We start from the raw sequence: 10,638 nt of genomic DNA on the forward strand, positions 1-10,638 counted from the left end.
TCGCCTGTGAAACTACTTTACACTGCTTTACAATTTTTAATCAAGTTTTATTACTACAGGAAACCTGATACGAGTTATCAGCTTTGCTTATTTAAGCTTGAGCTTTAGTGTTTGCAGTTGTTCACAATATTATTGAACACAGGATTTAGATATATTTACTCTGGTGTTAGCGCCCAAAAGATAAAATAGAAAGGAACATTGTTGTTATCGACTCTGCAATCGAGAGTTGATATGGATTACTACCAAAATTAGGAGGGAAGGTGTGACATGACAATTACTTTAAATCACACCATAGTGCCTGCACATGACAAAGAAGCATCCGCGAGGTTCTTTGCAAAAATTTTCGGTTTAGAGGTCGAGCTTCCCGTTGGTCACTTCGCTGCTGTGCATATAAACGATCAACTCACGCTTGACTTTGCCGACGCTGAAGCGTTTGAGCAACATCATTATGCGTTCCATGTCAGTGATGAAGAATTTGATGCAATTTTTGCACGCATCAAAGAGGCAGGTATTGAATATAGTAGCGACCCCATGCATCAGAATAAAGGACAAATTAACCACAGAAAGGAAGGTCGTGGCTTCTATTTCTACGATTCCGATGGCCACAACTTAGAATTGTTAACCCGTGCATAGATTTTTGATATCAGGTCAATGCATTACTTCTTGACTAAAAAATATGCTGTGGCATAGTCCGGTAATTGGCTGATATTCTGCCCAAATTCTGTTTTATTCTTAAAAATACCTGCCAAAAAATCGAGCTGATAAAGATTGGGTAAAAATGCTCCGCCTGTATCGGCGATGACTCCCATTTGCAGATGTTTGCGTCCACCTTGAGTATGCTCAATCACAATCACCTTACCTAAACCGATATTTAAAACATCTCCAGCAAAAGTAACTTCGGGTTTGATAGAAATTTTGGCATCTATTTTGTATCCATAGCCTTTAATAGCATCAACTTCTCTAAAATACCAATAACGCTTTTGTGCTGTTGCCTTTAATCCGCGGATATAAGCCATTCCGTTGTTTCTATCTACATTAAAAAATGCCTTATAACCATCTGTAAAATTAATCAGGATTGTTCCTTCCATAATTGCTTCTTCTAAGCCATTTCTGGTTAGATACGCAAGAGTATTAACTTTTCCAAATTCTTTACCACCTGGTTCATAAATACCAGATAAAACATCTTGCTTTGTGTATCGAGTGTAGAACTTATCGTTATTAGAGTTGTCTTTTAAGCTATAAATTGGTATATTAAAAGTAGAGGTTTTCTTGCGGGAACCAGGGTGAGTAAATACAGCGTATTTGGTGATTCGTAATTGTTTTTGCTGTTTACTTTTGGGGTTGTAGGCAGACCATTTAATAACTTGAAAATTAGTATTAATAAAATTAGAGTCTTGTAAACGAGTAGCCCGATTATTAGCAATATCCTCCTTCAAAACAGCAATCATGAAATCTAAAGTTTTGAGGACATCTGCTAGAGTAACTCCTTGAGTGGCAAGCACTCCTGTACGCATAATATCTGGGTCTTGGGAAGCATAATCTTGAAAATATTTTCTAGTATTAACGAGAACGGTTAATAAATCTCCTTGATTTAATTTAACCTTACTATTTGGCAGTTTTCCTGGAGTAGCAATCTGGTTGCCATTAATGTTAAATTTATATTTTTTGAACTCATCAACAACTGGATAAGGTGCAGATGCTGCTAACAAATTCTGTCGAGATGAAAAAGCATTTTGAAAGTTTGAGTTAAGTAGATCGGTAGCTTTATTTGAAGTCAAAGAAATCTGTGATTGAAGTAGGGCAGAATTTTCTTGTTGAGTAAATGAGTGATATTCTTGAGCTAGTTGTTTAGTTTTTGAGTAGGTATATAGATAATTACTTGCTAAACTGACAAGTAATAAGGCAGCACAACCTACTGTAAAACGGAATTTTTTGCTAAATAACATATTCTTTAATACTAAATAATCAACGTTATTTTTCTATCACCTCACGCACTAACTGTGCCAACTTGTCGGCACTATCAGGAACTGCGATCGCCTTTGCTTTATCCCCCATATTTGCTAACTCTTGCGGTGACTGCAATAAATTCAACACATTATTTTGCAATACTTCAGTCGTCAACTCAGATTGCTTCAACGTTAACGCTGCACCCGCTTTTGTAAATACATCTGCATTGTAAGATTGATGGTCTTCTGCGGCAAAAGGATAAGGAATCAAAATCGCTGGCGTTCCACACACTGCCAATTCTGTTAAGCTACCTGCGCCAGAACGACTAATCGCAAGAGTTGCTCGTTGTAACAACGCTGCCATATTGTTGTAAAAAGGTAAGGCTATATACTGTGGATGTTTGAGACTATTTGCTTCGGGATCGCGATCGCCAGTTAAATGTACTACATAAATACCAGCATCAAACCAAGCTTTTGCAGATTCACGCACCAACTTATTTACTGCAACTGCACCCTGGCTACCACCAAAAACAACAATTAAAGGCACACCATCAGGAATAGCTAAATCCAGTGGTGCATTCATTGCCCCATCAAGAAATTGCGCTCTTACGGGAGTACCAACATAGACATTTTTGGCACGAGGTAAATACTTAGCAGCTACTTCAAATCCCAAGGCTACCGCACTACACCAAGGGCCAAAAAAGCGAGTTACTTTACCTGGTAAGGCGTTAGATTCGTGGAAAACCACGGGTAAACCAAGGGAACGCGCCGCAATGACGGCTGGCCCGGCAATGTAACCCCCTGTGGTAAACACCCCTTGAAAATTTCCCTGTTTGAGAATTCGTCTGACTTCTAGAATCGAAAGGGCGAGTTTACCCAAAATGCGAATCGAGGAAAGTCCAAACCCTTGCTGAAACCCTTCAACTGCAATAGTATTCAAGGGATACTGTTTGGGGACAAGTTGAGTTTCTAGCCGATCGGGTACTCCCAGCCATTCTATTTGATAATCTGGAAGTTTTTGCGCCAGGGCGATCGCTGGAAACAAATGTCCACCAGTCCCACTGGCAGCTATTAATAATCGTATCGGTGCGTTTGCCATCAAACCTCTACCGTTTAGCGTCTAGCTTAACTAAGATAAAACAATTTGCTTACTTTCTCTAATCAAATCAGTAAATTCTTACCAATGACTAACATTATTACCGCCTTAGTGAGACGACAACTCAAATTTCCAGCAAATATCTGGCTGGTTTCGTTCCTACTGACCATTGGCTTAACAAGCGGTTGGCAACGCACTCAGGCTGCAACACCACAGCAATTATCCCAAGCCACAACAGCCCAAAATGCACCAGCCGATCTGAAAAACCTGTTGACACAAGTTGATAGCGCTGCTAGCCGAGGCGATGTCAGAGGAGTGTTGCAATTTTACAGTCCCAATTTCACTCATGGTGATGGATTAAACCTCCAAACCCTGGAAAAGTCTTTGACTTCACTTTGGCAACGATATCCGAAATTGCAATACAGCACGAAACTGCTATCTTCAAAACCTGAAGCCAATGGGATTATTGCTGAAACAGAAACGAAGATAACTGGCTTACCCTCCGGTAATGGTAAGAAGTTAGCTCTCAATGCCACGATTAAATCGCGTCAGCGCATTGAAGGTGGAAAAATAGTTCGCCAAGACATCTTGTCCGAACGTACTCTACTTACCTCTGGCAGCAACCCGCCCCAAATTGATATTAAATTACCACAGCAAGTGCAAGTCGGTCAGAAGTATAATTTTGATGCCATCGTCCAAGAGCCACTTGGGGATGATTTTCTACTAGGAACGGCGCTGGAAGAATCTATCCAACCAGATAAATTTCTTAACCCTACACCCGTGGATTTAGAATTACTGACATCTGGCGGACTGTTCAAAACGGGACAAGCACCGTCTACTCCAGGTAGCCAATGGGTTTCTGCTGTCATCCTGCGAGGTAATGGGATGACTATGGTAACTCAGCGCTTGCAAGTGGTGAAGAAGTAGTTAGGAGTTAGGAGTTAGAGACCGACTGATGATAAATTATGAACGATGAAACTTGTGCTAATTCATAATTCATAACTGTTAACTCCTCACTCCTAACTATCCTAATGATTTCCCTACAAAGTCAAATTATTTTGATTACTGGTGCAAGTAGTGGTATTGGTACTGCTTGTGCAAAAATCTTTGCTGGTGCGGGTGCAAAACTGATTTTAGCAGCACGACGGTTAGAACGTTTGCAGCAGCTAGCAGATACTCTGAGTAAAGATTTTAGTACTGAAATTCATTTACTACAACTAGATGTGCGCGATCGCAATGCTGTTGAATCCGCCATTGCGACTCTACCTTCTGCCTGGTCTGACATCGATATTCTCATTAATAATGCTGGCTTGAGTCGTGGTTTAGACAAGTTACACGAAGCCAGCTTTCAAGACTGGGAAGACATGATTGATACTAACGTTAAAGGTTTACTTTACGTCTCCCGCTATGTCGTTCCGGGAATGGTAAGCCGCGATCGCGGTCATGTGGTAAATTTAGGTTCCATCGCCGGACATCAAACCTATCCCGGTGGTAATGTCTACTGTGCTACCAAAGCTGCTGTCAGAGCTATTTCTGAAGGTTTAAAACAAGACCTATTAGGAACAAAGGTACGTGTAACTTCCGTCGATCCTGGTATGGTAGAAACGGAATTTAGCGAAGTACGCTTTCACGGAAATACTGAACGCGCCAACAAAGTCTACCAAGGAGTTACACCCCTAACAGCAGATGATGTGGCTGATGTGATATTTTTCTGTGTGACGCGATCGCCCCATGTCAATATTAATGAAGTTGTGCTAATGCCTGTTGACCAAGCTAGTGCTACCCTAGTTAACCGACGAACATAAAAGTAACCCATCTCATCCCATTCTAAAAAAGCTTACCCCTGCTACTTACTCTACTCAAGAGACATTTGGTAGGAAAAATGTAGAGACGTAGTAGTGCTACATCTCTACAATGGTTCTGGATAACGCATATTTAATTTCACCAAATATTAAAAGTCTTACAGTTGATGTTTCAGTTTACGTCTAGAGAGTTTGTTAAGGCTTTACCTACTCAGCTAGAGTGAAATTGATATATATATAAAAGAGCAATTTTCAAATGACCATTTACTTTTATAAGGTTTGGCAGCCTTATGGCTGTTTTTCTAACTTTTCTCTCCACGGAATCCACATCGAGGGTGCTTACTGGCCAACGGTTGAGCATTATTATCAAGCGCAAAAGTTTGTAGGCAGCAGGGATGCGGCAATTATACCTCTCATCCATGCTGCTGCCACCCCAGAAGAAGCTGCCACTTTGGGAAGATGTAGCACCCGCCAACTCCGTCGAGACTGGGATTTGGTTAAAACTCAAATTATGCGAGAAGCTGTACTCAAAAAGTTTCTTACTCATACTGATATCAGAGAAGTTCTCCTGAAGACAGGTGATGAGATTTTGGTTGAAAACTCCCCAACCGATTCTTTTTGGGGCTGTGGTGCTAATAAAAGCGGTCAAAACCATCTCGGTAAAACTCTCATGAGTGTGCGTGAAGAAATTCGTAATTTACTATCTTTAACGGTAATTTACGAATAATTTAATCAAAATAGTTACATTCAACATAAAGTCAGCAATTAAACGGGGAATAGTCAAATTCCCCAGTCAAAAATATTTTAAAAAATTACTAATAATTGAGTTATTGCTTTGAAGAAATTTTAATTAATTGAATTAATGGGCAAAAATGTTAAAAAAATATTTTTAATTTCAAGAAATTATTCCAGTTCTAAATTAAGTAAAATTACTGGAATAGTTTAATGATTGAGAATATAAAATTAGTAAATGTCAATGATAAAAAATTTCTTAACTTTAGACTTGAAATGATAGTTGAAAAGTATTGAATGATACAGCGGTTTTATGTCTCCCTAAATCCACTTTACAAGGGCTACAGGGAACAAGCAAAATATCTGTTACTTTTCAAACATCCTCTAATCCATTTCCAAAAATATTTGTAATACATGTATGCCCTAAGAAATGCATTAGTAGCAAGAATTTATTGAAATAGGATGATCGTCAAAGCATTTTAAGTTGAAAATTTTGATCGGGGACAAATATATAAAAAAAAATTATACTTCAGTCATGGTGTATATAAGCAATGACACTTAGGGATAAACCAAACGAGTTGCAGCAAAGCTTTGACCAAGGAAATTTACTGCACCGGATGACAAAACAGATCAGGCGATCGCTCGATCTTCAAGAGATATTAACGACAACTGTTAGCGAAGTGCGTTTATTTTTGGGTGCAGATCGGGTGAAAATGTATCGCTTTGATGCTGATTGTAGTGGTGAAGTCATTGCAGAATCTATTCACGAGCAACGTCTGCCATCCTTATTAGGTCAACGCTTCCCAGCTGATGATATTCCAGAAGCCGCTAGAGAGATGTTTTTGTTAGTGGGGCAACGTTCGATTGTCGATGTGGCAAATGAGAAGATCGGGCTATCGCCTCTACAGTCAAAAGAAACTGGCAAACGTCTAGAAACTAATATCTACTATCGGCAAGTAGACCAGTGCCATATTCAATACCTAAAAGCAATGGGTGTGCAGTCTTCCTTGGTAATACCCATTTTAGATTGCGACCCACAAGAACAATTGGCAAAGCCTAAATTGTGGGGATTGTTGGTAGCTCACCACAGTGAACCGCAAAAGATTTTGAAGCGGCAACTAAAAGTATTGCAGCAAGTTGCTGACCAGGTAGCGATCGCGATCGCTCAAAGTAATCTACTCACTGAAGCCCGCGCCAAGCAAAAGCGAGAAGCTACTATTAATCGAGTCACCACACTATTGCACAAACTGCCGACAATCCAATTACAAGGAGCGCTAGAAGAAGTTATTACTGCCTTCTGTGGAGTCGGTGGCAGGCTTTACATTGCAGAGACTCAAGAGTTGTACACCTGGGGCGACCAACCGACACTCTCCTACGAGTTAGATAACAGTATTATCGAACAGCATCCCATCTGGCAAAACTGGATGGCTGAGTTTCAACAAGGTAATATTTGGGCAACTACTGACCTCTATAAAGAACCACGTTTGCGAGTTTTGGCTTTAGCATTCCGTTCTACTCAAATTCGCGGACTTATGGTGATTCCCCTACATTACCGCGAAAAATTTATCGGTGTATTAAGTATTTTTCGCTCTGAATTTGAAACGGAAATTTTGTGGGCGGGACGATGCGAACAAAATCGGCGACAACTTTTACCCCAGCTTTCCTTTGAGGTTTGGCGAGAGCAGAAAAAAGGGCAAGCACCTGAGTGGAAGTTGGAAGACATCTTTTTGGCACAAGCCTTATACGATCATTTCTCAATGGCAATTCAGCAGCAGCAAATGTATAAACAGGTGCAATCTCTGAATGCCAACCTAGAACTGCGGGTGCAAGAGCAAACCGCTGAACTCGAAAAATCATTACTGTTTACCAAAGTCATCAAGCAAGTCACAGAGCATATTCGCCGCACATTGGACTTGCAGGCAACTCTGCAATCCATAGTTCGGGAAGTCCGTCCCCTACTAAATTCCGACCGAGTGCTGATTTTCTACCTAAAGACTCAATCGGTAATTGTAGAAGAAATTAATGGCAATTGGCAGTCAGTTTTGGGAGTGAATGCACCACCAGAATGTTTTCCTGATGAGTATACACGTCTATACTGTCAGGGTAGGGTAAGGGCAATTAACAACGTTTCAACGGCTTCTTTAAGTGATTGTCATCGAGAGTTTTTGCAGAGTCTGCAAATTCAAGCAAACTTAATAGTTCCGATTAATATGGGCATGGAACTATGGGGCTTACTAATTGCCCATGAGTGTGAGGCTCCCAGAAATTGGCAGGATATAGAAATTGATTTATTGCAGCAGGTGGCAGATCAGGCTGCGATCGCTATTCAACAAGCACAACTCTACGAACAAACCTCTGAGGCCGAAACTGAAGCCAGAAATCAAGCTATTCAGTTAGAGCAGACCCTACATGAACTCCAAGAAACACAGACAAGATTGATTCAGACCGAAAAAATGTCCGGCTTAGGACAGTTGGTGGCGGGTGTCGCCCACGAAATCAATAACCCCGTTAACTTTATTTACGGTAATCTGTGCCACGCCAGTGATTACACTGAACAACTGCTAGAAATTTTACGTCTCTACCAGCTACACTATCCCCATCCCCATAGTGAAATTAAAGCCGCGATCGAAGCGATCGATTTTGAATTTTTGGTAGAAGACCTCCCAAAAATCATGACCTCAATGCAAGTAGGAACCGATCGCATCCGCTCAATAGTGCTATCGTTACGCAATTTTTCTCGCTTGGACGAGTCTGAAAACAAGCGAGTTGACCTGCATGAAGGCATTGACAACACCTTATTAATTTTGCAACATCGGCTGAAAGGAAATGCTGAATTTCCACGCATTGAGATAATTAAAGATTATGGCAACATCCCACGGGTGGAATGCTATGCCGGTCAAATGAATCAGGTATTCATGAATATTTTCAGCAATGCCATAGATGCTTTGGAAGTAGGGCGTCGGGAGTGGCGGGATCGGGGTGATAAGGAGAATAACTCATGCTCAATTCCAACTATCCAGATTTCCACTAAAGTCTCAGCGGACAACTCTCGCCTTTTAATTCGGATTACTGACAACGGGCCCGGAATGACTGAAGACGTGAAAAAGCGAATTTTTGACCCGTTTTATACTACCAAGCCTGTGGGCAAAGGTACAGGATTGGGACTAGCAATCAGCTATCAGATTATTGTCGAAAAACATGGGGGAATAATGGAGTGTATTTCAGAACCTGGCAAAGGTACAGAGTTCTGGATTGAGATTCCTGTCAAGCCTCCAGCCAAAATAGTTAACTAGCAATAGGAAGTGGGGGATGAGGACGCAGGCGAAGAATCACTATTGGTTATTGACCAATGTCAATTGTTAGTTTCAAAACTTAAAAATTGACTGAGCAATTTTTAAATTCATCCACAAGATAGATGATAATTTTCTTAACATATAAGCTAAATAAATAGCTATCAGCGATCCAGGCTGTGCAATATATTGAATTTGATTAAAAATCATTTAAAAGTAAAGTTTAGTTGCAAAATAAATCCCTCCCAGCTACAAGTGATAGTCTAATAGTTGAAGCGAAGAAACAAGCTTCTCGTGGCAGATATAACAGCTGCATTTGAAATGTTAGTAAGAGGTATAAGACGCTGTTTAACTTACATCTGTCTCGTCAAAATACAGCAACACCCAACACGAAAACTGCTATTTCCTCAAATGTGGAAGATTAGGGGGCACTGTAACTGATTTTCATTACTTGTTTACAAAAGCAATGAAAGTTAGTATATCCCTAACTACGATCGATAAAGAGAGGAGATAGTTCAGGGAGTAGAGGCTTGGGTGTTGTTGTGTTTAAAGAGAAGCCTGAAATAGAGACTCCTCTGGGTGTAAGATTATACGAAGTTGAATAGCGAGAAATAGTTAAAATAGCGCCTTATGTCAATAATTGCGCTCAGAGCGTGGTATCTACAGGATTATGAGCCGATTCCAGAACTGGAAAAACGTCCGCCAGACATTCGCTTAAGCAAAAAAAGCTTGCTGAAATCAGCATTGCGAGCAGACTTTTTGGAAGACAGTGACGAAGTTAAGAAATCAACTTGGTTTGGGCGCTATTTAGAAGGGGAAAATATTGAATTTTATATTGAAGGTAGTGGGGGCTATTGCGTCTCTAACATTGACTTAATTAGTCATGAAATTTATTTCACCAAGCAGGCGGTGTTGGCTCAGTTAGAACCAACGATTTTTTTATCCTATCAAACTGAGTATGGCGCAGCGACGAATATTCTCAAAGAAGAACTGCGAAAAAGTTTAGACAATTTAAACTTGCGATCGCGTCTTCCCCTAACATTAATAGAATCCTCTCGTCCTAGCGGTGCTACTTTCCGAATTAACCGCACAATCATGCGGAAAATCCGTAAGAGTTTGTTATTTATAGCTGACACCACGCCCATCGCTAGTATTGATGGTAAAGAAACCTCCCAATTAATTCCTAGTCCGAATGTCTGTATTGAGATTGGCTATGCCATCCAAAGTAAGAAGTCTGAACAGATTCTACTAGCGCAAATGCAACGCCCAGATTTTGAAGGTGAATTTCCCTTCGACTTACCGACACAGCAAATTTTGCAATTCCAAGACACTACAGAACTAAATAAAATCCTGACAGAGACGATTAAAAACCAGCTAGCACGATTCAAATTGTTTTTTTGACCTTATTTCCCAGTCAGACTTGCTGGCTGTTTTTTATTCTCAGTTTATACTTTACAAAATTTAGCAAATATACCAGGCGATTAGAAATCGTGGCTACACAAACGAAGTCCGCCTACGCGGACTCAAAGAATTTAGAAACCCACGGAGGTAGGTTTTGTTTGTATAGCCGCGTTCGCGTCAGCGTGCCGGAGGCTCTATTCCATTCGCCAGGACAGGCGTGTTTTTACACTCATTGAGATGCTCCCAATGCTCTTTTTAACAAGAGGGCTTTTTTAACTGGAGTTTAGACTAAATAGCTTGTGCCTCAAGAAAAAAATAAGGGGTGTGCTTGAACACAGACCCCCTATTAGCAGAATCACCAGAGTTGAACC

8 protein-coding genes are annotated in these 10,638 nt (G+C 40.5%); 6 read left to right on the forward strand and 2 right to left on the reverse strand.

Annotated elements, in window-relative coordinates; genetic code table 11:
• The first annotated feature begins 267 nt into the window (after nt 1-267).
• On the forward strand, nt 268-633 hold the full coding sequence (locus tag V7K53_RS17230; RefSeq protein WP_335198694.1) for a VOC family protein: 366 nt from the start codon (nt 268-270) through the stop codon (nt 631-633).
• A gap of 23 nt (nt 634-656) precedes the next feature.
• Here the strand turns inward: V7K53_RS17230 and V7K53_RS17235 are convergent, their stop codons facing one another.
• Both V7K53_RS17235 and murG read right to left on the reverse strand, forming a co-directional pair.
• Nucleotides 657-1,946: a hypothetical protein gene (locus tag V7K53_RS17235; protein ID WP_335198695.1), complete on the reverse strand. Its 1,290-nt coding sequence runs from the start codon at nt 1,944-1,946 to the stop codon at nt 657-659.
• Between the two features lie 25 nt (nt 1,947-1,971).
• Nucleotides 1,972-3,045 carry an undecaprenyldiphospho-muramoylpentapeptide beta-N-acetylglucosaminyltransferase gene (gene murG / locus V7K53_RS17240; protein ID WP_335198696.1) on the reverse strand — a complete coding sequence of 358 codons (1,074 nt, stop codon included), beginning with the start codon at nt 3,043-3,045 and terminating at the stop codon, nt 1,972-1,974.
• Nucleotides 3,046-3,129: 84 nt separating this feature from the next.
• On the opposite strand from murG, the gene V7K53_RS17245 reads away from it, so the two are divergent.
• The 5 genes from V7K53_RS17245 to V7K53_RS17265 all read left to right on the forward strand — a co-directional run bounded on the left by V7K53_RS17245 (nt 3,130) and on the right by V7K53_RS17265 (nt 10,267).
• Complete coding sequence (locus V7K53_RS17245; protein ID WP_335198697.1) at nt 3,130-3,969, forward strand: nuclear transport factor 2 family protein; 840 nt, start codon at nt 3,130-3,132, stop codon at nt 3,967-3,969.
• A 104-nt stretch (nt 3,970-4,073) separates the two neighbouring features.
• Nucleotides 4,074-4,847, forward strand: coding sequence for an SDR family oxidoreductase (locus V7K53_RS17250; protein WP_335198698.1), 774 nt, complete (start codon nt 4,074-4,076; stop codon nt 4,845-4,847).
• Nucleotides 4,848-5,100: 253 nt separating this feature from the next.
• The gene (locus tag V7K53_RS17255; RefSeq protein WP_335198700.1) at nt 5,101-5,571 is read left to right on the forward strand and encodes an N-glycosidase; all 471 of its coding nucleotides are present in this window, start codon (nt 5,101-5,103) and stop codon (nt 5,569-5,571) included.
• A 556-nt stretch (nt 5,572-6,127) separates the two neighbouring features.
• On the forward strand, nt 6,128-8,869 hold the full coding sequence (locus V7K53_RS17260; RefSeq protein WP_335198701.1) for a GAF domain-containing sensor histidine kinase: 2,742 nt from the start codon (nt 6,128-6,130) through the stop codon (nt 8,867-8,869).
• A 627-nt stretch (nt 8,870-9,496) separates the two neighbouring features.
• Nucleotides 9,497-10,267 (forward strand): hypothetical protein, encoded by a 771-nt coding sequence (locus tag V7K53_RS17265; RefSeq protein ID WP_335198702.1) that lies wholly within the window; start codon nt 9,497-9,499, stop codon nt 10,265-10,267.
• Nucleotides 10,268-10,638: the final 371 nt, after the last annotated feature.

Source organism: Nostoc sp., assembly GCF_036917355.1.
GTDB lineage: Bacteria > Cyanobacteriota > Cyanobacteriia > Cyanobacteriales > Nostocaceae > Nostoc.